This is a genomic window from Pseudoalteromonas sp. bablab_jr010 (genome assembly GCF_016464105.1).
Taxonomy (GTDB): Bacteria; Pseudomonadota; Gammaproteobacteria; order Enterobacterales; family Alteromonadaceae; genus Pseudoalteromonas; species Pseudoalteromonas simplex.
Genome location: NZ_JACDWV010000122.1, coordinates 1 through 23,814, shown reverse-complemented (window position 1 = coordinate 23,814; position 23,814 = coordinate 1). Strand labels below are relative to the sequence as shown.

The 23,814-nt window shown below is 41.1% G+C and carries 23 protein-coding genes and 7 tRNA genes; 15 read left to right on the top strand and 15 right to left on the bottom strand.

Annotation, left to right across the window (positions count from 1 at the left end; translation table 11 throughout):
• Nucleotides 1–16 precede the first annotated feature (16 nt).
• From JIG37_RS10745 to lolB, 14 genes are all read right to left on the bottom strand, one after another.
• Nucleotides 17–101, bottom strand: a tRNA-Leu gene (locus JIG37_RS10745).
• Nucleotides 102–171: 70 nt separating this feature from the next.
• Nucleotides 172–246 (bottom strand) — tRNA-Gln (locus JIG37_RS10740).
• Between the two features lie 40 nt (nucleotides 247–286).
• A tRNA-Leu gene (locus JIG37_RS10735) sits at nucleotides 287–371 on the bottom strand.
• Between the two features lie 87 nt (nucleotides 372–458).
• A tRNA-Met gene (locus tag JIG37_RS10730) sits at nucleotides 459–535 on the bottom strand.
• A 4-nt stretch (nucleotides 536–539) separates the two neighbouring features.
• Nucleotides 540–614 (bottom strand) — tRNA-Gln (locus JIG37_RS10725).
• Between the two features lie 36 nt (nucleotides 615–650).
• Nucleotides 651–735, bottom strand: a tRNA-Leu gene (locus JIG37_RS10720).
• Nucleotides 736–795: 60 nt separating this feature from the next.
• A tRNA-Met gene (locus JIG37_RS10715) sits at nucleotides 796–872 on the bottom strand.
• Nucleotides 863–1,111, bottom strand: coding sequence for a hypothetical protein (locus tag JIG37_RS10710; protein ID WP_199529347.1), 249 nt, complete (start codon nucleotides 1,109–1,111; stop codon nucleotides 863–865). Before JIG37_RS10710 ends, JIG37_RS10715 begins: the two co-directional genes overlap by 10 nt.
• A 397-nt stretch (nucleotides 1,112–1,508) precedes the next feature.
• Entirely contained in the window at nucleotides 1,509–2,600 is a 1,092-nt protein-coding gene (gene ychF, locus JIG37_RS10705) for a redox-regulated ATPase YchF (RefSeq protein WP_054551655.1), read from the bottom strand.
• A gap of 34 nt (nucleotides 2,601–2,634) precedes the next feature.
• Nucleotides 2,635–3,219, bottom strand: a complete 585-nt coding sequence (gene pth / locus JIG37_RS10700; protein ID WP_082389177.1) for an aminoacyl-tRNA hydrolase — start codon at nucleotides 3,217–3,219, stop codon at nucleotides 2,635–2,637.
• A 19-nt stretch (nucleotides 3,220–3,238) separates the two neighbouring features.
• Complete coding sequence (locus JIG37_RS10695; protein WP_054551653.1) at nucleotides 3,239–3,850, bottom strand: 50S ribosomal protein L25/general stress protein Ctc; 612 nt, start codon at nucleotides 3,848–3,850, stop codon at nucleotides 3,239–3,241.
• Between the two features lie 152 nt (nucleotides 3,851–4,002).
• Nucleotides 4,003–4,950 (bottom strand): ribose-phosphate pyrophosphokinase, encoded by a 948-nt coding sequence (locus JIG37_RS10690; protein WP_054551652.1) that lies wholly within the window; start codon nucleotides 4,948–4,950, stop codon nucleotides 4,003–4,005.
• Nucleotides 4,951–5,029: 79 nt separating this feature from the next.
• Nucleotides 5,030–5,896 (bottom strand): 4-(cytidine 5'-diphospho)-2-C-methyl-D-erythritol kinase, encoded by an 867-nt coding sequence (ispE, locus tag JIG37_RS10685; RefSeq protein WP_054551651.1) that lies wholly within the window; start codon nucleotides 5,894–5,896, stop codon nucleotides 5,030–5,032.
• A gap of 2 nt (nucleotides 5,897–5,898) precedes the next feature.
• Complete coding sequence (gene lolB / locus JIG37_RS10680; protein ID WP_138602686.1) at nucleotides 5,899–6,486, bottom strand: lipoprotein insertase outer membrane protein LolB; 588 nt, start codon at nucleotides 6,484–6,486, stop codon at nucleotides 5,899–5,901.
• A gap of 83 nt (nucleotides 6,487–6,569) precedes the next feature.
• Here lolB and hemA point away from each other — a divergent pair, with 83 nt between their 5' ends.
• From hemA to JIG37_RS10610, 14 genes are all read left to right on the top strand, one after another.
• Complete coding sequence (gene hemA / locus JIG37_RS10675) at nucleotides 6,570–7,826, top strand: glutamyl-tRNA reductase (RefSeq protein WP_054551649.1); 1,257 nt, start codon at nucleotides 6,570–6,572, stop codon at nucleotides 7,824–7,826.
• A gap of 7 nt (nucleotides 7,827–7,833) precedes the next feature.
• Nucleotides 7,834–8,919 carry a peptide chain release factor 1 gene (gene prfA / locus JIG37_RS10670; RefSeq protein WP_054551648.1) on the top strand — a complete coding sequence of 362 codons (1,086 nt, stop codon included), beginning with the start codon at nucleotides 7,834–7,836 and terminating at the stop codon, nucleotides 8,917–8,919.
• Nucleotides 8,920–8,921: 2 nt separating this feature from the next.
• Nucleotides 8,922–9,764: a peptide chain release factor N(5)-glutamine methyltransferase gene (gene prmC, locus JIG37_RS10665; protein WP_194441632.1), complete on the top strand. Its 843-nt coding sequence runs from the start codon at nucleotides 8,922–8,924 to the stop codon at nucleotides 9,762–9,764.
• Between the two features lie 45 nt (nucleotides 9,765–9,809).
• Complete coding sequence (locus tag JIG37_RS10660) at nucleotides 9,810–11,348, top strand: response regulator (RefSeq protein ID WP_054551646.1); 1,539 nt, start codon at nucleotides 9,810–9,812, stop codon at nucleotides 11,346–11,348.
• Between the two features lie 21 nt (nucleotides 11,349–11,369).
• Nucleotides 11,370–11,744, top strand: a complete 375-nt coding sequence (locus JIG37_RS10655) for a SirB2 family protein (protein WP_054551645.1) — start codon at nucleotides 11,370–11,372, stop codon at nucleotides 11,742–11,744.
• A gap of 132 nt (nucleotides 11,745–11,876) precedes the next feature.
• Nucleotides 11,877–12,704 (top strand): tetratricopeptide repeat protein, encoded by an 828-nt coding sequence (locus JIG37_RS10650; RefSeq protein ID WP_054551644.1) that lies wholly within the window; start codon nucleotides 11,877–11,879, stop codon nucleotides 12,702–12,704.
• 15 nt (nucleotides 12,705–12,719) lie between these two features.
• Nucleotides 12,720–13,973: a DUF819 family protein gene (locus JIG37_RS10645; protein WP_054551643.1), complete on the top strand. Its 1,254-nt coding sequence runs from the start codon at nucleotides 12,720–12,722 to the stop codon at nucleotides 13,971–13,973.
• A 9-nt stretch (nucleotides 13,974–13,982) separates the two neighbouring features.
• A complete protein-coding gene (gene kdsA / locus JIG37_RS10640) occupies nucleotides 13,983–14,837 on the top strand; it encodes a 3-deoxy-8-phosphooctulonate synthase (RefSeq protein ID WP_138619882.1) in 855 nt (284 codons plus the stop codon).
• Between the two features lie 108 nt (nucleotides 14,838–14,945).
• Nucleotides 14,946–15,842 (top strand): transcriptional regulator GcvA, encoded by an 897-nt coding sequence (locus JIG37_RS10635; protein WP_063706073.1) that lies wholly within the window; start codon nucleotides 14,946–14,948, stop codon nucleotides 15,840–15,842.
• Between the two features lies 1 nt (nucleotide 15,843).
• Complete coding sequence (locus JIG37_RS10630) at nucleotides 15,844–16,488, top strand: alpha/beta family hydrolase (RefSeq protein WP_194441631.1); 645 nt, start codon at nucleotides 15,844–15,846, stop codon at nucleotides 16,486–16,488.
• Entirely contained in the window at nucleotides 16,485–16,853 is a 369-nt protein-coding gene (locus tag JIG37_RS10625; protein WP_054551639.1) for a DUF423 domain-containing protein, read from the top strand. Before JIG37_RS10630 ends, JIG37_RS10625 begins: the two co-directional genes overlap by 4 nt.
• Before the next feature lie 9 nt (nucleotides 16,854–16,862).
• Entirely contained in the window at nucleotides 16,863–17,948 is a 1,086-nt protein-coding gene (rlmM, locus tag JIG37_RS10620; protein WP_138602676.1) for a 23S rRNA (cytidine(2498)-2'-O)-methyltransferase RlmM, read from the top strand.
• 16 nt (nucleotides 17,949–17,964) lie between these two features.
• Complete coding sequence (locus JIG37_RS10615) at nucleotides 17,965–21,540, top strand: tandem-95 repeat protein (RefSeq protein WP_194441630.1); 3,576 nt, start codon at nucleotides 17,965–17,967, stop codon at nucleotides 21,538–21,540.
• Nucleotides 21,540–22,040 carry a hypothetical protein gene (locus JIG37_RS10610; RefSeq protein WP_199529346.1) on the top strand — a complete coding sequence of 167 codons (501 nt, stop codon included), beginning with the start codon at nucleotides 21,540–21,542 and terminating at the stop codon, nucleotides 22,038–22,040. The genes JIG37_RS10615 and JIG37_RS10610 overlap by 1 nt, the downstream gene beginning before the upstream one ends.
• A gap of 24 nt (nucleotides 22,041–22,064) precedes the next feature.
• On the opposite strand, the gene cysZ is transcribed toward JIG37_RS10610, so the two are convergent.
• Entirely contained in the window at nucleotides 22,065–22,793 is a 729-nt protein-coding gene (gene cysZ, locus JIG37_RS10605) for a sulfate transporter CysZ (RefSeq protein WP_199529345.1), read from the bottom strand.
• A 263-nt stretch (nucleotides 22,794–23,056) separates the two neighbouring features.
• Here cysZ and JIG37_RS10600 point away from each other — a divergent pair.
• Nucleotides 23,057–23,814 (top strand): transposase (locus JIG37_RS10600; protein WP_199529344.1); only part of this gene is annotated, 758 nt, incomplete at its 3' end.

Genomic DNA, 23,814 nt, shown 5'->3' with positions numbered 1-23,814 from the left:
GTTCTTATCAAGAACATGGTGCGGAAGGAGAGACTTGAACTCTCACAACCGAAGTTACTGGAACCTAAATCCAGCGCGTCTACCAATTCCGCCACTCCCGCATCGTTCGTACTAATGTACTGGTAGTTATTTTAGACTCTTCATTGAGCATTCTTTAACACTTTGAGAAAGTGGCTGGGATACCAGGATTTGAACCTGGGAATGGCAGGATCAAAACCTGCTGCCTTACCGCTTGGCGATATCCCAACAAAGAATAATTTGATAGTTTTGGTTCTTATCAAGAACATGGTGCGGAAGGAGAGACTTGAACTCTCACAACCGAAGTTACTGGAACCTAAATCCAGCGCGTCTACCAATTCCGCCACTCCCGCATCATTCGTACTTAAAGTACTGGTAGTTATTTTAAACTCTTCATTGAGTGCAGCTTTAACTCCTGCAGAGCCATTCTTAAGAAAGAATGGTGGCTAAGACGGGATTTGAACCTGTGACCCCATCATTATGAGTGATGTGCTCTAACCAACTGAGCTACTTAGCCATCGTGGCTGGGATACCAGGATTTGAACCTGGGAATGGCAGGATCAAAACCTGCTGCCTTACCGCTTGGCGATATCCCAACAAAAGCTTGATAGTTTGAGTTCTTATCAAGAACATGGTGCGGAAGGAGAGACTTGAACTCTCACAACCGAAGTTACTGGAACCTAAATCCAGCGCGTCTACCAATTCCGCCACTCCCGCATAATTCGTACTTAAAGTACTGGTAGTTATTTTAAACTCTTCATTGAGCAACAAAAAGAATGGTGGCTAAGACGGGATTTGAACCTGTGACCCCATCATTATGAGTGATGTGCTCTAACCAACTGAGCTACTTAGCCATCTTTTTTGTTAGCACTTCATCGCTGAGTGCGGGGCGTATTATGCTGATATGACCTAAATCCGTCAACACCTTTTTTGCAAAAAAATGCTTACCAGTGTTTGTTTGCATTAAAATTAAGCTAAGTGGCGAAATTTCATTTAAATTGCTGTTTTTTTGACTGCAATTTATGAGTTTAATTCCCAAACGCATCGTAAGAGTTTTAAAACGTACATTTAAAGCTGCTTGATTTTTATACAAAAATCAAGTTTCAAAATTAGTTAGCGTGATCTTTTAGGTGATTTAAACATAAAAAAGCGAAAGCGAATGAATTTATATAGGCTATTTTGTCATTAAGGGGGCTTATTTTTACTTTTAAAATCCCGACAATTTGCTAATCGAGCAGTCAATAGGTCGCAAAATTGCTAGCGAGCTTTGAAATCCCCTCAATTAACTGTTGTTATCACTCATTTGCTTTCGACGATGATTCACTGTTAAGCATAAATAACACCGTACATCACTAAAAAGAACAAGCAGAGGTGAGGCTGCAGAAGTATTACCCACCATGCTTTGATGATTTAGGGAAGGGTTAGTAATATTTAGGCAATAAAAAAGGCTCGTGATAACGAGCCTTTTAAAATCGAATGAGCAAATATGCTTATACGTTAAATAAGAAGTTCATCACATCGCCGTCTTTAACGATGTACTCTTTACCTTCTTGACGCATCTTACCAGCTTCTTTAGCACCGCTTTCGCCTTTAAACGCAATGTAGTCGTCAAATGCGATAGTTTGTGCACGGATAAAGCCACGCTCAAAGTCAGTGTGGATTTTGCCCGCAGCTTGTGGTGCAGTCGCACCTACTGGGATTGTCCATGCACGTACTTCTTTAACGCCAGCAGTGAAGTAGGTTTGTAATTTAAGTAACTCGTAACCACCACGGATCACTAAGTTAAGACCTGGTTCTTCTAAACCTAGGTCAGCCATAAATTCTAGTTTATCTTCTTCTTCAAGTTCAGATAACTCAGATTCAATCGCTGCACATACTGGAATAACAACCGCATCTTCTGCAGCGGCAATTTCACGTACTTTGTCTAGGTAAGGGTTATTTTCAAAACCATCTTCTGCCACGTTCGCAATATACATGGTCGGTTTGATTGTTAAGAAGTTAAGTGGCTTAATTGCTGCTTTTTCTTCTTTAGTTAGTTCTAAAGAACGTAACGTTAAACCTTCATCTAAGTGTACTTTTACTTTTTCTAAAACAGCATTTTGCTCTTTAGCGTCTTTGTCGCCGCCTTTTGCTTTTTTAGCATTACGAACAATCGCTTTATCAGCACTGTCCATATCAGCAAGTACTAATTCAGTGTTAATTACGTCGATATCATCAGCAGGGTCAATTGTGCCAGCAACGTGAACAATGTTTTCGTCTTCAAAACAACGAACAACGTGACCAATCGCATCTGTTTCACGAATGTTTGCTAAGAATTGGTTACCTAAACCTTCACCTTTCGATGCGCCTTTTACTAGACCTGCAATATCAACGAATTCCATCGTCGTTGGTAAAATACGCTGAGGATTTACGATAGCGGCTAAATCATTTAAGCGCGCATCAGGAACCGGTACCACACCCGTGTTAGGCTCAATGGTACAGAAAGGGAAGTTAGCGGCTTCAATACCCGCTTTAGTTAGTGCATTAAATAGAGTTGATTTACCAACGTTTGGCAAACCAACGATGCCACATTTAAAACCCATAGTAAGATACCTTGTGTAATTTCATTAAAACGGATTAAGGTTTAAATGAATGTAGTCTGTTTTGTGCTTTTAACACACCATCTTTTGCAAGTATTTCCATACAACGAACTGCTTCGTCAACGGCGGCGTCCATTTTTTCTTGATCGTCTTTCGCGGCTTTACCTAGCACCCAGCCTGTTACCATTTCTCGGTGACCTGGATGACCAATGCCTATACGAAGGCGCATGAAATCTTTTTGGTTTGCCATTTTCGCAATAATATCTTTTAAACCATTGTGACCGCCGTGGCCGCCACCTTTTTTAAGTTTTGCAATCCCAGGATCTAAGTCCATTTCGTCATGAGCAACGAGAATGTTCTCAACAGGGATTTTAAAGAAATTAGCGAGACTACTCACCGCCTTACCACTTAAATTCATATAAGTTGTAGGGATCAGTAATTTAAATTCTTGGCCTTGAATAATCACTTTGCCGGTGAGGCCGTGATATTTAGGATCATGTTTGAGTGTGCAGTTATAACGTGCAGCCAGTTCTTCGATGAACCAAGCACCTGCATTATGGCGTGTGTTTGCGTATTCGGGGCCTGGATTAGCCAGGCCCACAAGCATTTGAATAGAATTCAAGGTGTTTACACCTTAAAAATTATTCTGCAGCGTCTTCTGAAGCTTCTTCTTCAGCTGGAGCTGCTTTGTTAGCTTTAACAGTAACAACTGACTGATCGTGATCAGCGCCTTTAGTTAGCTCAACAGATGAAACACCTGAAGGAAGTTTAAGGTCAGAAAGGTGGATTGAATCACCAGCTACTAAATCTGAAACGTTAACTTCAACGAACTCAGGAAGTGCTTTAGGAAGACACGTGATTTCGATTTCAGTTAATTGGTGAACAACAGTGTTACCAGCTTTAGTTACTTTCTCTTCACCGATGAAGTGTACAGGCACTTTAGTGTGAAGTTTGTGAGTAGCATCTACACGTTGGAAGTCTAAGTGAGTGATCTTAGGCTTGTACGGGTGACGTTGAATATCTTTAAGGATAGCTTCAACTGACTCGCCACCGATGTTTAAAGTAAGGATGTGCGTGTAGAAACCTTCGTCTTCTTGCGCTTTGATCATATCTTTGTGTGCAAGAACGATTGATGCAGCTTCTTTGTCAGCACCGTAAAGGATTGCAGGAACTTTATCTTCACGGCGTAGGCGGCGGCTCGCACCAGTACCTGTTTCTGTACGTAATTCTGCATTGTATGTGTAAGTTGACATAATGTCTCCAATAATTAATAGTCTTAGGGCCTTTGCGACCAAGGTCCCTAGCCAAAAGGCGCGCTATCATACCACCCCTTTCGGGGAAAATAAATAACGACTACAAAAAAAGCACCTAAGCGGTGCTTTTTTTAGTATTGCAGTGATGTTGATTAGTGTTCAAACATCGCTGAAATAGATTCTTCGTTGCTGATACGACGGATTGTTTCAGCAAGCATATCTGCAAGTGTAAGCACTTTGATTTTATCAATTGCTTTAAGCTCATCAGATAGTGTGATTGAGTCAGTTACGATAACTTCGTCAATGACTGAGTTACGAATGTTCTCAGCGGCATTACCTGAAAGTACTGGGTGAGTAGCGTAAGCAAATACGCGTTTTGCACCGTGTTCTTTAAGCGCTGCTGCTGCTTTACATAAAGTACCACCGGTATCGATCATGTCATCAACGATGATACAGTCACGACCTTCAACGTCACCAATAATGTGCATTACTTGTGAAACGTTTGCTTGTGGACGACGCTTGTCGATAATAGCAAGGTCTGTGTCGTTTAATAGCTTAGCGATTGCACGAGCTCGAACAACACCACCGATATCAGGAGAAACAACAACAACGTCATCGAAGTCGCGTTCTTTCATATCTTCAAGTAGAACTGGGCTACCAAATACGTTATCAACTGGTACGTCGAAGAAACCTTGGATTTGTTCAGCGTGTAAATCAACCGTTAGAACGCGGTCAACACCAACACTTGAAAGGAAATCTGCAACTACTTTAGCTGTAATTGGTACACGAGCAGAACGCACGCGGCGGTCTTGACGTGAATAACCAAAGTAAGGGATAACGGCAGTAATACGTCCAGCAGACGCACGACGTAGGGCATCAACCATAACGATAAGCTCCATTAAGTTATCGTTAGTAGGGTTACAGGTTGATTGGACAATGAAAACGTCAGAGCCACGAACATTTTCATTAATTTGAACACTGATCTCACCGTCACTAAAACGGCCAACAACAGCATCGCCTAATTCAATATACAAACGTTTTGCAACTTTTTGAGCTAGCTCAGGTGTTGCGTTACCAGCGAAGAGCTTCATGTCAGGCACGGTAGGGTTCCTCAGGCACTGAATTTTGGGACTAACAGGCTATGGTAGGCACCAAAGCAGGTTAACATTTACTTGTACGTTACTTCATTTCAAAGTGAGCATTTAATGCTGTATGAGCAGGAGAAAGTGTAGCACTACTTGCAACAAAACCTGTCCATTTTTCTGGTAATTGAGCTAAAACTTGTTGTGCTTGTGCCTCGGTTGAAAACTCAGCAAAGCAGCAAGCGCCTGTACCAGTCATCTTTGACGGGGCGTATTTTAGCAACCACTGCAGGGCTTTTTCAACCTCGGGGCAGAGCTTTTTAACTAAAGCCTCACAATCATTGCCTAAATTTTCTGTTTGCCAGTCTGCTTTTAGCTTAGGTGTGTCGCGCTTTAAATCTGGGTGGGTAAAAATTTTCGCGGTGCTCACATGCTGCCCTGGATGCACTACACAGAACCAACTTTGCGGTAATTCAATATTTTCTAGTTGCTCGCCAATCCCATGGGCAATGGCAGTGTGACCATTGATAAATACTGGTACATCAGCGCCTAATTTCACCCCAAGCTGAGCTAATTCTGTAAGTGATAAATCACAGCCCCATAGTTTATTAAGAGCAAGCAGGGTAGTGGCGGCATCAGATGAGCCGCCGCCAACACCGCCGCCCATAGGCAAACGTTTTAATAGCTTTATTGAAGCGCCTTGTTGGCAATCACAGTGCTGTTGTAATAAACGGGCTGCTTTATATATAAGGTTATCTGCAAGCTCAATACCGTTTGTATCACCGGTTACTGTAATATTTGGCTCGTTGTTGACAGTAAATGTTAAGTCATCACCAAATTCTAAAAAGGTAAATAAGGTTTCGAGTTCATGGTAGCCATCTTTACGGCGACCATTTATATGAAGGAATAAATTAAGTTTTGCAGGTGCTATTAACGTTAGCGGGGCGGTTGAAGCGTGTGTCATGATTAATTTAACTGCCAATCATTAAGTTGAATTTTAATACGAATTTTATTGTTTTTAAGGCTTAGCTTAACAGGAAGCCAATAACCATCTTGTTTGATGAAGTCTGAATAGGTTATTTGCCACTGTTGACCATTGTGAGCTTGCCAAATAAGACTTTTTAAACGGCCTTGCTCATCATAGCTTGCTTGGTCGCTCTCGACAGTACCTTTTAGCCACTTTGCGGCATTATCTAATGGGATTGAAAAACCGGTTAAACGATATAACAACATTGAGGCATCACGGTCGGTATATACATTGTCGTCATACTCAAGTTCAGCACCTTGTGCATTTTGCTTTAAAGACAGAATACGGGTACCAATAAAACTGGTAAGCACCATGTCGCTGTATTGCTCATCATGTTGCCAATTTAAATTGGCTGACTGGCGCTGCTCTGTACTAATAAATGCCATTTTGCCTTGCACTTGCCATTGAGCTTGTTGTTCTAATCGGCTTTTCCAGTCAGGATAAATGTAATCAACTGTTGAAATTTTTTGCGCACAACCGCCGATAAATAAAAAAAACATGAATAAAATCAAATATTGTTTAATCAAATGTCGTTCCTTACTTTCCATATTCCGCTGATTTTTGGTAAAATTAATGCCTTTACAGCTGGGCTTAGCAATATTTGGTACATATGACCATCGTAGCACTTGGTATAAATCACAAAACCGCATCCGTAGAATTACGCGAAAAAGTCGCGTTTTCGCCTGAGCAAATGTCTGAGGCGTTACAGCAATTAAGTGGTCATGCGCATTTTAATGAAGCGGTTATTGTTTCGACCTGCAACCGAACTGAAATCTATTGTAGCCTTGCTGAGCGTAATTCCCAAACCCTGTTGCACTGGTTAGCCAGTTTCCATGGATTGGATGAACATGAACTGAGCAATAATATCTATTATCATGAAGATCACGAAGCAATTAATCATTTAATGCGAGTGTCTTGTGGTCTAGATTCGTTAGTACTCGGTGAGCCGCAAATTTTAGGGCAAATAAAACAAGCCTACCATAATGCAAAAACTCACGATGCCATTGGTGTAACTTTTGACCGTTTGTTTCAAAAAACATTTTCTGTCGCAAAACAAGTTCGTACCGAAACTGATATTGGTGCTAGCGCAGTATCTGTTGCTTATGCCGCGGTTAATCTTGCGAAACATATTTACGGCAAACTAGATAAAACCAATGTACTGCTAATTGGTGCAGGTGAAACGATTGAACTAGTTGCTAAGCACTTATACCAAAACGATCCGCAAAAAATCACGGTGGCAAACCGTACTATTGAACGCGCTAAAACTTTAGCGAGTGAGGTTGATGCGGATGTGATTGCACTTGCCCAGTTACCTGAGCGTTTACACGACGCCGATATTGTTATTAGTTCAACCGCCAGTACCTTACCTATTATCGGTAAAGGGGTGGTAGAGCAGGCGTTGAAAAAGCGCCGCCACAAACCAATGTTATTTATCGATATCGCGGTACCGCGTGATATCGAAAGCCAAGTAGGCGAATTAGATGCTGCCTATTTGTATTCAGTTGATGACTTACAAGCCATAGTAAGCGAGAATATCGCCGCTCGTGAGCAGGCTGCGGAGCAAGCGCAAGCTATTATTCGCTCACGTACCGATGAATTTGCTATGTGGTTGCGTTCACTCGATTCGGTGGATCTTATTCGCCATTATCGCAACGATGTACAAGATATAAAGTCAGAACTTGTCGAAAAAGCCCTTGGCCAGCTACAAGCAGGTAAAGAGGCAGAAAAAGTAATACTCGAGTTGGCAAACAAACTGACCAACCGCTTGATGCACGCACCTACCCGTGCCATTCAAGATGCTGCTAAAAAAGGTGAAGCAGCGGAGTTAAGCCAATTAAAGAAAATGTTAGGTATTGATCAGGAATAGTCGTTAAATGAAAGAGTCTGTTTATAGAAAATTAGAAACCTTAGTTGAGCGTTATGAGGAAGTGCAAGCGCTACTAAGCGACCCCTCTGTGATCAGCGACCAAAATCGCTTTCGTGCCTTATCTAAAGAATACTCAGAATTAGAAGAAATCGTAAAAGCATTTTTAGCTTACCAACAAGCCCAAGATGATGTTGCTACAGCAGAAGAAATGTTAAAAGACTCTGATCCTGATATGCGTGAAATGGCGCAAGAAGAATACAAAGAAGCAAAAGCACAAATTATTGCATTAGAAGATGAAATCCAAATTCTAATGTTACCAAAAGACCCTAAAGACAATAATAACGTCTATTTAGAGGTTCGTGCCGGTACCGGTGGTGATGAAGCTGCTATCTTCGCAGGTGACTTATTCCGTATGTACAGCCGCTACGCTGAAACTAAAAAGTGGAAAGTAGAAGTAGTAAGTACTAACGAAGGTGAGCACGGCGGTTATAAAGAAGTGATTGCGCATATCTCTGGCGAAGGTGTGTATGGTCAGCTTAAGTTTGAATCAGGTGCGCACCGTGTACAACGTGTTCCAGAGACAGAATCGCAAGGCCGTGTTCATACCTCAGCGTGTACGGTAGCCGTTATGGCCGAAATTCCTGAAGCGGAAGCAATTGAAATTAACCCTGCTGATATTAAAGTCGATACCTTCCGTGCATCGGGTGCCGGTGGTCAGCACGTAAATAAAACTGACTCAGCAATCCGTATTACACACATTCCAACGGGTGTGGTTGTAGAGTGTCAGGATGAGCGTTCACAGCATAAAAACCGTGCCAAAGCGATGTCTGTACTTGGCGCACGCTTACAACAAGCTGAAGATGAAAAGCGTCAAGCGGCGGAAGCATCAGAACGTCGTAACCTAGTAGGTAGCGGTGACCGTTCTGAGCGTATTCGTACTTATAACTACCCGCAAGGTCGTATTACCGATCACCGTATTAATTTAACACTTTATCGTTTGAATGAAGTGGTTGCTGGTGATTTAGGAAGTGTTATCGAACCTCTAATGCAAGAACACCAAGCTGACTTACTTGCCGCGATGGGCGATGAATAATCGTGCCACAATGCATTGAACAAGCAATTGTTGCTGCAACGGCGTTATTAACGCCTAGCAGCGACAGTGCTAAGTTAGACGCACAAGTCCTGTTATTATCCATTCTTGATAAACCTCGTAGTTACTTATTTACTTGGCCCGAAAAACAACTTACCGAACAGCAACAACGTGATTTTGAACAAGCATGTCAGCGTCGTTTAAATGGTGAACCAGTTGCTCATATTGTTGGCTTTCGTGAATTTTGGAGTCTTCCTTTAAAGGTTAATCCAACAACCCTGATCCCAAGACCTGATACCGAAACGTTAGTAGAATATGCCTTAGGCCTTGAGCTACCTACGGCTGCAAACGTGCTTGATTTAGGCACTGGCACAGGGGCAATTGCTTTGGCATTAGCCAGTGAAATGCCTAATTGGAAGGTGATAGGGGTTGATAGAGTGGCTGATGCAGTTGAGCTTGCCAAAGAGAACAAACAACGACTCAATATTAACAACGCCACTTTTGCGTTGAGCAACTGGTTTAGTGCAGTAAGTACACAAAAGTTTGACCTAATTGTGAGCAATCCTCCGTATATTGAACATGATGATGAGCATTTAAGCCAAGGCGATGTTCGCTTTGAGCCGCTCTCTGCATTAGTTGCAGATGACGACGGTATGGCTGATATTAAACAAATTATTACTATCGCACGTGACTATTTAGCAACAAATGGCTATCTTTTAATTGAACATGGCTACAAACAAAGTGTGAAGGTACAAGAATTTTTTGCACAAATGTCGTATAGCCATATACTTACAATTAAAGATCTTGGCGGTAATGACCGTGTAACGTTAGCACAATGGCCTAAATAACAATAAAGCGCACTGTGCGTACATAGCCTTTGAGGATCCCATAGAATGGATGATTTTTTGTTTTCGGATGAAGCACTTGACGAAGTTAATGAGGTGGTTCAGGGTAGTTGGAAAGTCATCGTCGTTGATGACGAGCCAGAAGTACATGCCGTAACAAAGCTTGCGTTGAGTGACTTTGAATTTCAAGATAAACGTTTAGAGTTTATTAGTGCTTATTCAGGTGAAGAAGCTAAGCAAGTAATTCAAGAGCATCCAGATGCGGCTATCGTATTACTCGATGTGGTTATGGAAACCGACGATGCCGGCCTTAAAGTTGCCAAGTTTATTCGTGAAACCGCAAAAAATAATCATATTCGTATCATTCTTCGCACTGGTCAGCCTGGGCAAGCACCAGAGCGTCAAGTCATCGTTAATTACGATATCAATGACTACAAATCAAAAACTGAATTAACAGCACAAAAACTGTTCACAGTAGTGATGTCGAGCTTGCGTTCATATCGTGATATTTTGTCGATAGAACAATCTCGTCAAGGCCTTGAAAAAATAATTAAAGCTTCACGTGATATCTTTTCAACTCATTCTCTTGAAAGCTTTATTGAAGGGGTGATGCAACAACTTACCTCATTATTAGGAACCGTTGATCAGGCCATGTATGCAACCAGTTTAGTTGCGAGTAACCCGCAAGATAACCAAAAGAAGCTAGTGGTGTTTTCGGGCCGAGGTGAGTTTGAACGCAGTGAAGGCAAGGCGATTGAAGAGGTGTTAAGTCACGATCAGCTTCAAGCCTGTCAGCAAGCTTTAAATGAAAAAACCATTGTTTATCGTGAGAACTATTTATTTGCCTATTGCAGTAGTGAATATAATCATAATTCCATGTTGTTTATTTCAGGTATCCCTAAGCATTTAACCGACACTCAGCGTCACTTGATTGAAATCTTTTCGCAAAATGTGCAGCTGGCGTATGAAAATGTACAGTTACAATCTGAAATCGAAGCAACACAACAAGAGTTAGTATTTAGGCTCAGTGAAGCGTTAGAGCAACGTTCAACAGAAACAGGTAACCATGTAAAGCGTGTGTCGCACATTTGTTATGAACTTGCCATGGGCTATGGTCTATCAAAACGCGAAGCAGAGCTTATTCGCTTAGCTGCGCCATTGCATGATGTGGGTAAAGTGGGTATTCCCGACGCTATATTAAATAAGCCGGGGCCATTGACCGATGAAGAGTGGGCTATCATGCAACTTCATGCTGAAAAAGGTCATTTAATTTTAAAAGACTCCAATCGTGACATTGTTAATACTGGCGCAGTGATTGCGTTGTCACACCATGAGCGTTGGGATGGTTCAGGCTACCCGAAAGGGTTGAAAGGCGAAGACATCCCTATTGCAGGTCGCATCGTTGCTTTAGCTGATGTATTTGATGCACTACGTCATAAGCGCTGCTACAAAGAGCCGTGGTCGCTTGACGATGTTGTGAAAGAAATTAACGCGCAACAGGGCAAACAATTTGATCCAAAGTTGATTGATGTGTTTAATCAGCGAATTAAAGAAATAGAAGACGTACTTGTACGTTATCCAGATTAATTAAAATAAAATTAGGGGCATATGGATTATTTAGCAGTAAAACATACTCACATGTTATTTGCCGTGTTGAGTATTATCTTATTCTACGTTCGTTCTTTCTCTCGCTTAAAGACGGGCGTTCTGGCAAAAAACAAAGTAGTGTTTATCGGCAGCCACAGTATCGACACCTTATTACTTATTTCTGCAGTGGCATTAATTGTAATGGCCGGTTTTAACCCGCTTGAACAATCTTGGTTATTAGAAAAGATAATCTTAGTGGTTGCTTATATTGTACTCGGTGTGGTTGCCGCTAAGCAAAGTGCAAAAAGCGCGAAGCTTGTATTACTTGCGATCACCACGCTTATTTTATTAGTAATTGGTTATTTAGCATCTGCAAAAACAGCACTTCTTTTATAACAAATCTCTGAGCGGTATTTGATTGCATTGGCTGTCGTACCGCTTTTTTATATCTCAACGCTCAGTATTGGTAACTTAAAGCAAAAGTAGGTAAACTAGCTGTTCGTTTTTGAAAGAGATGTAGCAGTATAAATGACCACCCCTTGGTTTGAAGATCAAAATGAATCCTATCAAGATGAGGCCTTTGACGCATTTTCTTCTAAAGTGCTTTATCGTTGTATCGACGCTGAATTAAAGTGGGATCAACAAGCTGATTTAACAGCCTGTTATGACACCCTTAATGAGCTTGAAAATACGGTAACAGCTCTTTGCGCCGAATTAAAAGAGCCACATGAGCGTCTCGATAAGTTACTTGATACCTTTTATCAGCAATGGCTGTTTAGCTCATCAAGCTTAAAAGTGCCAGAGTACACGTTAAATAGCTTTAGCTATACCATTACTATGCGCAGTGGCACGCAAACCACGCTGGCAATTTTACTTTGTCATTTATTACAGCATGCTGAACTTGATGCCACGGTCACACTTAGTCAGGGAGACGTGCACGTTCACGTTGGGATGAGTGATGAAGAGGGCTATTTAATTGAGCCAAGCACAGGTCAGCAGAGCTGGTATATAACACCTGAGAATGCCTGTGAAGAAAATGGTGATGAGCAAGAACCGCTTGAACTGATTTTTGAAGAAGAGCTTTATAAGCTGTATCTAGCACAGCAAAAATGGTCGTTCATCAGCGAAAGTAAATTTGGTCATGCATTGCATTGTGTTGATATGCTGATGGAATTACTTGGTGATGACCCTTATGAGCGTCGTGACCGCGGCTATTTACTTAATCAGCTAGATTGCCCAAAAATGGCGCGTGATGATTTGCAGTACTTTATTAATGAGTGCCCAGATGATCCCGCTATCGAATTAATTCAGCACCAGATTGCTGAAATAGAAGACAACAATAATACACACCACTAATTTAAAGGAACATTTATGACTGACGCCCACAGTGCGCTAATTACCAATGACGCAGTCGTACTTGGTTTGCTTGCCGTTATTTTGGGGTTTATTTTTAAAACCTCGCACAGTAATAATGCTGCCTGCCAAAAATTTTATAAATATGTACCAGCATTATTGCTTTGCTACTTTTTACCATCATTACTCAATACTTTTGGGATTGTTGATGGTCATTCTTCGAATGTATATTTTGTAGCGTCACGCTATTTACTGCCAGCTTGCTTAATATTGCTTACCATCAGTATTGATTTAAAAGCGATCCTAAACCTTGGGCCAAAAGCATTAATCATGTTTTTAACAGGTACCTTGGGTATTGTTATTGGTGGCCCTTTGGCTATCTTAGTAATGAGCGCCGTTTACCCAGAAGCTGTGGGCGGCCATGGCCCTGACGCAGTGTGGCGTGGTATGACGACTATCGCCGGTAGCTGGATTGGTGGCGGCGCAAACCAAGCTTCAATGAAAGAAATGTTTGAAGTAGGCGGCGATATCTTCTCTGCAATGGTGACTGTTGACGTAATTGTGGCTAACTTATGGATGGCCGTACTGTTATTAATGGCAGCAAACCATAAGGCGATTGATGCTAAAACAGGCGCAGATACGCGTGCAATTGAAGATTTAAAAGAGCGCGTAGAAAAGTATCATGCTGAGCATGCGCGCATGCCAACTCTAAATGATTACATGACGATTATCGCAATTGCCTTTGGTATTACTGGCCTTGCACATTTTTGTGCTGACTTTTTAGGTCCGTTTTTTGGGGCTAACTTCCCGTGGGCACAAGAGTATAGTTTAAACAGTAAATTCTTCTGGTTAATCGTTATCTCTACCACAATTGGTATTAGTTTATCGTTTACTAAAGTTCGCCATATTGAAGCTTTTGGTGCGTCAAAAGTAGCATCAAGCTTTTTATATATTCTTGTTGCTTCAATTGGCTTACACATGAATATTACCGCGATTTTTGATTCACCAATGTACTTCGTACTCGGTGTTATTTGGATGATTACTCACGCAAGCTTAATGCTTATTGTGGCGAAACTAATTAAAGCACCACTGTTTTATATGGCGGTAGGCTCTCAGGCCAATGTAGGCGGCGCAGCATCAGCACCTGTTGTTGCATCAGCATTCCACCCATCACTTGCGCCAGTAGGTGTTTTACTTGCTGTTTTAGGCTATGGTGTTGGTACTTACATGGCTTATATTTGTGGATTAATGCTACAAGCTGTTGCACCTTAAGGAATAGAAATGAACAACCAGTTAATTAAAATTAACGAGATTGAATTAGCCAACGACAAACCATTTGTATTGTTTGGCGGTATGAACGTACTTGAATCACGTGATTTAGCGATGCGAATTGCGGAGCATTATGTAGAAGTTACATCAAAGCTAAACATTCCATACGTTTTTAAAGCATCTTTTGATAAAGCGAACCGCTCTTCAATTAATTCATACCGCGGTCCTGGTATGGAAGAAGGTTTAAAAATCTTTGAAGAAATTAAATCTACTTTTAATGTGCCACTGATCACTGACGTACATGAGCCGCATCAAGCTGCGCCTGTGGCTGAAGTGGTTGATGTAATTCAGTTACCGGCATTCCTTGCTCGTCAAACTGACTTAGTTGTAGCCATGGCAAAAACTGGCGCTATTATCAATGTGAAAAAGCCACAGTTTTTAGCTCCACACGAAATGCGTCATATCATTAAAAAGTTTAATGAAGCGGGCAACAACAATGTTGCACTGTGTGAGCGTGGTACTAGTTTTGGTTATAACAATCTTGTGGTTGATATGCTTGGTATGGATGACATGAAGCCTATGGCGCCGGTTATCTTTGATGCAACGCACGCATTACAACGCCCAGGAGGCCGAGCTGACTCTGCGGATGGTCGCCGTGCACAAGCTGCAGAACTTGCTCGCAGTGGTATGGCATTAGGTATTGCGGGTTTATTTATTGAAGCGCACCCTAATCCGAATGAAGCAAAATGTGATGGCCCATGTGCACTTGCACTAAGCAAGCTAGAAGGTTATTTATCGCAAATGAAAGCGGTTGATGAGTTAGTTAAAAGCTTTGCACCACTCGATACCAGCGCAAGCGATTTATAATTTAAATATATAAGTATTTAAGTATGAAAAAGGCGACCATGGTCGCCTTTTTTTATTTGTATCGCTATAATCGACGCATAAGAAAAACTAATTCTAAGTTTGGTGTTTATGTCTCGTCGTTTACCTCCTTTAAATGCACTAAAAGCTTTCGAAGCCGCTGCCCGCCATTTGAGCTTTACAAAAGCAGCAGAAGAGCTATATGTAACGCAGGCTGCGGTGAGCCATCAAATTAAAACCCTTGAAGAGCATTTAGGGTTAAAGCTGTTTTTACGTAAGAATCGTTCTTTGCTGTTAACCGAAGAAGGGCAAGGTTACTTTTTAGATATAAAAGAAATTTTTACTCAGCTGATTGATGCCACAGAAAAACTACTTGCCCGCGGTGCGAAAGGGTCACTCACGGTAAGTTTAACGCCAAGTTTTGCGATTCAATGGTTAGTGCCCAGACTTAGTTTATTTAATGAATTACATCCAGAAATCGACGTGCGAATTAAAGCGCAAGATCAGGATGAAAACTCACTTTCTGACGATGTAGATATTGCTATTTATTATGGTCGTGGCCACTGGAGTGGGGTACAGACATATAAGCTGCATACTGAATATCTAGTGCCATTATGTAGCCCATTGCTGTTAACGGGCCCTAAGCCACTTAATCAACCCAGTGATTTAGCAAATCATACCTTATTGCATGATACCACCCGTAAAAACTGGAAAACCTGGATGAAAACGGCTGGTGTGCGTAATGTACAAGTTAACCAAGGGCCGATTTTTAGTCACTCATCAATGGTATTGCAAGCCGCGGTGCATGGACAGGGGGTTGCCATTGGTAATAGCGTTTTAGCAAAACCTGATATTGATGCGGGTCGTCTAGTTATTCCATTTAATCACTCATTAGAAAGTAAAAATGCATACTATTTAGTGATCCGCGAATCGCAAACAGAGCTTGGCAAAATAGTGTCTTTTAAAGACTGGATGCTGAGCTTAGTAGAGCAAGAACAAGAGTATTAACATGTTACAGTGGTTTAAAAGTGCAACGGGCAAAGCTCGCGCACAGTTTATATTTGCCCATGGTGCAGGGGCAGGCAGTGATTCTGAGTTTATGCAAACAATGGCTAACTTGATTAGTCAGCATGGGATTGATGTAGCCTTGTTTGATTTTCAGTATATGCAAATTGCTAAAGAAACGGGCAAGCGTAGGCCACCCGAGCGTGCTCCTAAGTTACTTGCCTACTTTAGTGAAATTTTAGCCGAGCGCCAGCCAGAATTGCCGCTATTTATTGGGGGTAAATCTATGGGGGGGCGTATGGCTTCGATGCTTTGTACTGAGCAAGACCAAGCTCAAATTGCTGGCGTTGTGGCTTTTGGCTATCCGTTTCACCCACCGGGTAAACCCGATAAACTGCGTATAGATCATTTTGTTGATATGCCATGCCCATTTTTAGTGCTGCAAGGTGAGCGCGATACGTTTGGTGATCAGCAAGAACTCGCTGAACTTGAAATGGTTAACCCACCCGAGATTAAATTTCTAAAAGATGGTGACCACTCATTAAAACCACGTAAAAAAAGTGGCATTACAGAGCAAGAAAACTTACAGCAAGCTGCAGATTATGCAGCGCAGTTTATTTTGAATTTAGCGGCTGGAGATACGCAATGATCAAACTCTATTTAATGATTGGTAGCTTATTTTGCATGCTTTCAGTAATGCTTGGCGCATTTGCTGCTCATGGTTTAAAAAGCCGCGTTTCTGAGTACGCAATTGGAATTTTTAAAACCGCTGCTGAATACCAAATGGTGCATGGCCTTGCACTGATAGCAATTGCTATCTTAATTAAATGGGGTATGAACTTAAGTTGGGCTGGTGGATTTTTTATCGCAGGTACCGTGTTATTTAGCGGTAGTTTGTATTTACTCGCACTAACGGGCATGAAGTGGCTTGGGCCTATCACCCCAATTGGCGGTGTTTGTTTTATTATTGGTTGGGCTATTTTGTTAGTTCAAGCAGCACGATATAAGTTTTAAGGGTTATCTATGTCGAGTGTAGTTATTTATTGTCGCAGTGGTTTTGAAAATGATGCCGCTGCTGAAATTACTTTTCAGGCTGCTGAACAAGGCTTTGCAGGTTACGTAAAAACAAAACCAAATACGGGGATTGTTGTTTACGAGTGTTTTGATGCAAGCCACGGTGAAGAAATCATCAAAAAAGTCGATTTCAAGAATATGGTATTTGCGCGCCAATGGTTTACTGGCGCCTTAGTCGATAACATGCCACTTGAAGACCGCGTTAGTGCTATTGTTGATGCTGCCGCTGAGTTTCCTGAATGTGGTGACCTACGCGTAGAAACGCCAGATACCAACGAAGGTAAAGAGCTGAGTAAGTTCTGCAAAAAGATTTCTACACCTCTGAAAAAATCGCTTGAAAAGCGCTCGAAGGTAACACGCGAAATTGCTGAGAAAAAACCTGTTATGCATGTGTTATTTTTAGCAAACGACAGTGCTTATGTTGGCTATTCATATACATTCAATAATTCGCCTTTCTTTATGGGTATCCCGCGTTTACGTATGCCGAGTGATGCGCCAAGCCGCTCAACGTTAAAACTCGATGAAGCCTTTAACGTGTTTATTCCACCTCATGAAGCTGAAGAACGTATGCAACCTGGCATGCGAGGCGTTGATTTAGGTGCTTGCCCAGGGGGCTGGACATATCAATTGGTGCGCCGAGGTATGTTTGTAAGCGCAATTGATAATGGTCCTATGAACGATGACTTGATGGAAACAGGGCAAGTTAAGCATTTTAGGGTCGATGGTTTTAAATACCGTCCAGAAAAGCGCAATATTCAATGGTTAGTCTGTGACATGGTGGAAAAGCCAGCAAAAGTGACTAACCTTATGATTGATTGGGCGGTAAACGCCTACGCAAAAGAGCTTATTTTTAATCTTAAACTACCGATGAAAAAACGTTTTGATAGCGTTTACGAGTGCTTAAAAATGATTAAAGAAGAGCTTGATAAATATGGCGTAAGTTACGAACTACAAGCTAAGCACTTATACCATGACCGTGAAGAGGTCACGGTTCATTTAAATGTAACTAAGGTGCCACAAAGTTTATACAGTTAATCGCGAGGGCTTAAAAATGGAGAATAGAATAAAGTTACTTGGGCTTAGTATTTTATTTTCCATTTTTTTAACGGCTTGTGGAGGTGGTGGAGGGAGTGAAGAGTCTAATAATGCTGAGAACCAAGCGCCACAAGTAAGTATTTCTGGTGATACTGAGGTCAATGAGCTGGCAACACTTTCATTAAGTGCGTCAGCCAACGATAGTGATGGTTCTATAGCCGACTTTTCTTGGCAGCAAACTGGTGGTCCTTCTATCGATTTTGCAGCAAACGGTCAACAAATCAATGTATCAATTCCTGCAGTAGATACTGACACAGATGTCTCATTTTCTTTGCGCGTTACTGATAATCAAGGCGCAACAGCTACAACCAGTATCACTATTACCATTATTAATGTTAATCAAGCCCCGACAATATCGGTTGCTGGTCCTCAGATATCCTCTTCTAGTAACAATATTTCTCTTAGTGCAAATGCCTCAGATTCTGATGGAGAGGTTATTAGTTATGATTGGCAGCAAACGGCTGGTCCAGATGTAGAGTTTGAAAATGGATCGAGCACAATTAGTTTTACCACACCAAATGTTGCAACCTTAACTCAGCTTGTTTTTTCGGTGACAGTTACTGATAGTTTTGGTGAACAAAGCACGGCGCTTTTTACTATAGATGTAAGCGCAAACAGTGCTCCATCAGTGAGTATAACTGGTTCGCAAAATATTCAAGAAGGGGCTGAAGGAGTATTAACAGCTACGGCAACAGACAGTGATGGTAGTATTATTAGCTATAGCTGGGTGCAAACTTCAGGCCCGATTACCGAATTTACTGCAACTGATAATTTAATAAATTATACGGCCCCTGAAGTAGAAACAAATGATGAAATTACCTTCCAAGTAACAGCAACTGATGATGATGGAGCTACAAGCTCTGCAGAATTTAGTGTTGTGGTTGAAAATTACATAAATCTTGCGCCTGTCATTACCCTCGATGCGATTGCTGATATTACTGAGTTAACGCAAGCTTCTGTCTCTGTGGTTGTTACAGACAGCGACGGGGTTATAGCAGATATTGAGTGGCAGCAATTAAGTGGACCATCAGTAGATTTTGTGCAAAATGGCGAAACTATTACTTTCACAGCGCCAGAAGTGTCTGAAAATACCGAGGTGATATTTCGGATCACTGCGGTAGATGATCAAGGAGCAATATCTTCAGCAAGCCTCACATTTATGATCATTCATGTTAATAAACCACCCACAGTGTCTGATATTGCTATTACTACAGAGTTTAATGAAAGTAGTGAATTTACTATAGACGCGAGTGATATTGATGGGGATGAGTTAACTATTAGTTTTTCTCAGCAGTTAGCTGGGGCGAGTATCACTTTAGTTGATGCAACAACTTTTCGTTATCTTTATCAACCTGCATCAAATAGCATATCGCAAGCGCCTTTTACTGTAACTGTATCGGATGGAACTCAGAGTGCCCAAGCGACAGTGAGCGTGACAATTACAGATACTAGTGCAGCCACTGTTGTAAATGTAAGCCCTGAAGATGCAGCCTCTGCTGTGAGTGTAAATGCTCGAGTTATGTTATCGATGTCTGATGTGATGAAGTCATCGAGTTTAGTTGTTAATAGCGCCAATGGTGTATGTGAGGGAAGTGTGCAATTATCAGCTGATAATTTTGAAACTTGCTTAGCAATCGACTCATTAGAGATGACGGGACCACAAGGAAATGACAATGAATATTTTAACAATATTGAGTTTACAGCTGCTTTTAATCAAGCAACAGAATATGCGTTAAGATTAACCGAAGACTTAGTTAATTTTGCTGATACACCTGCTTTAGCCCAAGTAGTTTCTACTTTTACAACTGGAAGTAATGATTTAAAGATAACTGAGGTTGTCGCTATTCGTTTTAGCAACGACACGCCTTGGTTTGAACTTTATAACGGAACCGATAGTAGTGTTAATTTAGCTGATTACAGTGTACGAGTAAAAAGTCGTGACAGTTCTGATAATAGTATTTCGGCCGCAACAATTTTTAATTTGCCTGACCAAGTGATTGCTCCTGAGGAATATCTCATAGTTCATAGTGGTTTTGGGGATCAATTATTTTACGATACAACTGAGCAAAATAAATCTATCGCTTTTATTGGTGATATTGACTCCACGGTTCGCCCTTATTGGTTTTTGAATGGGTTTGTTGAATTGCTAACGCGTGACTCGGGAAGCACTGTGGATTTTGTTCGATTTGGCAATGACACTACTGAGCCTCTGACGGCAGGACAATGGCAAACAGGCTCAGCACCTGTCATTTCTAATGTAACTGGCTCAAGTATTAAAAGAGATATAGATAACACAGATACTAATTCATCATCTGATTGGCACTATAGCCAATTTACGACACCGGCGGGTGTTAATGATGTTAGCTGCGAAGATGACAGTGATGAAGATGGTATTCCTGACTGTTCAGAACTCCCTGGGTCAACTTTTTCTGGATTACCTCTGCATGCTTGGGGAGCTAGAGTTAATCAAAAAGATATCTTTATTGAAGTGGATTATATGGATAGCAGTGATGCGGGAATAATACCGCACCAAACAGCATTGGAAAAAGTGGTAAGCTCGTTCGCTGAGCAAGGCATTGTTGTTCACTTTGATGTGGGGGATTTGTACCACCAAGCAGGGGGAATATCTGTACAAGATCATGATTTAGGAGGGGGTGATCAAGTAACCTTTAGACAATATACACCTTATAACTTTAACCAAGGTGTTGAGAGTTTGTTTCATTATAAAATGGCAAACTTCGACATGAGACGTAAGCCGATATTTCATTATATGTTAATGGCTAATAGTCGAAACATTGATGGCAGTGCGGGTTCTTCAGGGGTTGCTGAATTAAGTGGTAATGATTTGATGATAAGTATGGGGAATTGGGGGTTATCACTTGATAACGAAATATCTCGAAATTTAACCTTCAACTACCAAGCATCAACGATAATGCATGAGCTTGGCCATAATTTAGGTTTAGAGCATGGTGGTGATGAAAGTACAAACTATAAACCAAATCATTTGAGTATTATGAATTACCTTTATCAGTTGAGAGGATTACCGACGATAGGGGATAATGAGGGAGATCGCTATTATTCGAGTCGCTATCGTGAGAATGCCAATTGTGCCGTACAAACTGCGGATTTGACTAATAGCCCATTTGACTCTCCTGAAAATTTTGTAATGTCTTATTCGCATGGACTCGGAAGTTCCATAGACGAAAATAATATAATAGAGGCTAATGGTTTAAGGTATCCCGGCTCTGCTGCTGTAGATTTTAATTGTAATGCTGATTTGACTGAAACTCTAAGCCAAGATACGAATGATGATACCGCCGTAACAGTGCTAAATGATGTTGATGAGTGGAGTTTGATTGAACTTCGTTTTTATACCTTGTTCTCTGGCAATCGCTTCGGTGTTCATCAGCAAGATAGCGATCAAAAAGACGTGTCGAAGCATATACAACAACGAATGATTGAAGAGCAAGCGCCACCTTTAAAACTTCTTAATGAAATTAAAGCTGCTAGAGAAAAGCAAGGGATTAAGTAGTGAAGTATCTGGTTATATTTTTTATGTTGATATGTTGTGTTGCATGCACACCAGATTTTGAACCTCAATGGCATATGTCATCTAGATTAAATTATGATGGGCAGCCAGTAAACTGGAAATCAGGCTCAGTAATTGGTTGCCAACATTGTAAAATTCAAGAGGGACGTATCGTTGAACCCGATGGGATCTCAATCATATACACTCTATACCAAAGAGGGCAATGGCGGGCTGAATATCGCGAATCACATCAAGCTAGGATTGTTTTAGGGAATAACGCACATGCACTTTTAGTTAAAAATAAAGGTTCAGGCACTGTTTTATTAGAAAATAAACACAAACAAATTTCAGAGCTAGCAAAGATAGGGACCCCATTTATACTCAATATGGGGGAAGAAAGATTTACGGTGGTTATTAGTCAATTTGATGAACCTCGCTTTGGCACCGAGTTATCAGACCCTTTACCAGTTAAATTAAATTATAGTGTATTGAAAAGCCAATAGTTTTCTACTGGCTTTTCAAACATTTTAACTTCGATATTGGCTTCGATAGTTTTCAACCCATAACCGTGTGCCACCGCAAACAGCAACGGGCATAACAATTAGGTTTACGAATGGGATAGCAGTTAAAATCATGACAGCTAAACCAAAGCCATAAGATAATGTTTGCTTTTGCTTTAAGTCATTTTTCATTTCGTTAAAACTAATTTTATGGTTATCGAACGCATAGTCTTCATATTGCACTGCATACATCCAGCAAGTGAATAACACCCATAAAACTTGACCGATCACAGGTAAAATCCACAGTAAGATAAAAAAGCCTATAGCGCGCGGCAGGTAATAGCAAAGTTTTGTCCATTCTCGACTTAACATACGTGGCACATCTTTCATTGTATCGAAAAGACTATCGTCATTAATTTTTTGCCCAGTGAGATAAAGCTCGACTTTTTCACTGAGTAGGCCGTTAAATGGGGCTGCTATAAAGTTTGTTATAACTGTGAAGAGCATACTGTAACTAAATAAAATCACCAGCACAGCAATTGGCCACATTAGCCACTCGAGCCAGCTAAGCCATTCTGGTAATAACGAGTTCATGTAAGCAAAGCCATCGGTGAGCCAGCCATACAAAAAGAACAGCGAACTACCAAAAAGCAGAATATTGATTAATAAAGGAATAAGTACAAAACGTTTCAACCCTTTTTGGCTAATTAACTTAAAGCCAGAAAAGAAGTATTCCATACCTTGAGTGAACTGCACGAGAAAACCTCATCTTATTTCTTGTTGTTTGCAGTATAGGGTTTTGACGATATTTGAACAGCTTTTTTCCGTAACAAAGTGTTTAACTCTTTACATGGACTTACATGGACAGTCACTTTAAGTCGGATAGGCACTCTAATTCTTAATAAAATTTAACTTTACATGGACAGTCACAGTATTTATTGCTCTTGCGGCACAGAAAACTTTGTCTACACTTTAATTACAGCTAATGCATTTCAGATTATCAGTTCAAGGAGTGGACGATGGCTTTAGCAAGGAAGCGGCAAATCTGTTTGTCGAACACCAAATATTATCATTGTGTATCTCGTTGCGTCAGACGCGCTTACCTTTGTGGAGAAGACGCACTCACAGGCAAATCATATGAACACCGCAGAGGGTGGGTTGAACAGCGTCTGCTTTTTCTTGCAAAGGTATTTTGCATTGATGTGTGTGCTTATGCGGTGATGAGCAATCATACGCATCTTGTGCTTTATGTTGATGATAAAAAAGCAAATAGGTTATCGGATAAAGCCATCCTTTTACGCTGGTTTAAGCTCAGTAAAATGACGCCTTTAGGTCAAAAAGCCCTTCATGGTGAGCCGTTAAGTGATGGTCAACAAGTCTTCTTAAATAAAGAGGTTGCAGAATACAGAGCGCGCCTTTCGAGCATTAGTTGGTTCATGCGAATGCTAAATGAATATATTGCCAGACGGGCAAATAAAGAAGATGAATGTACTGGGCATTTTTGGGAAGGGCGCTTTAAAAGCCAAGCGCTCCTTGATGAATCAGCGCTTTTAGCCTGCATGGCCTATGTTGATTTAAACCCTGTTCGTGCTAAAGCTGCGAGCACGCCGGAGCAATCGGACTATACCAGTTTTAAAAAGCGATGCGAAAGCGCGAAGGAGTCAAAGCAACCTAAATTACTAGCTCGTTTTATTGGTGGCATGAGTAAGTATAAATCAAAGGGAATACCTTTTGAGTTAAAGTCATACCTGCTACTTGTGGAGCAAACTGGGCGTTG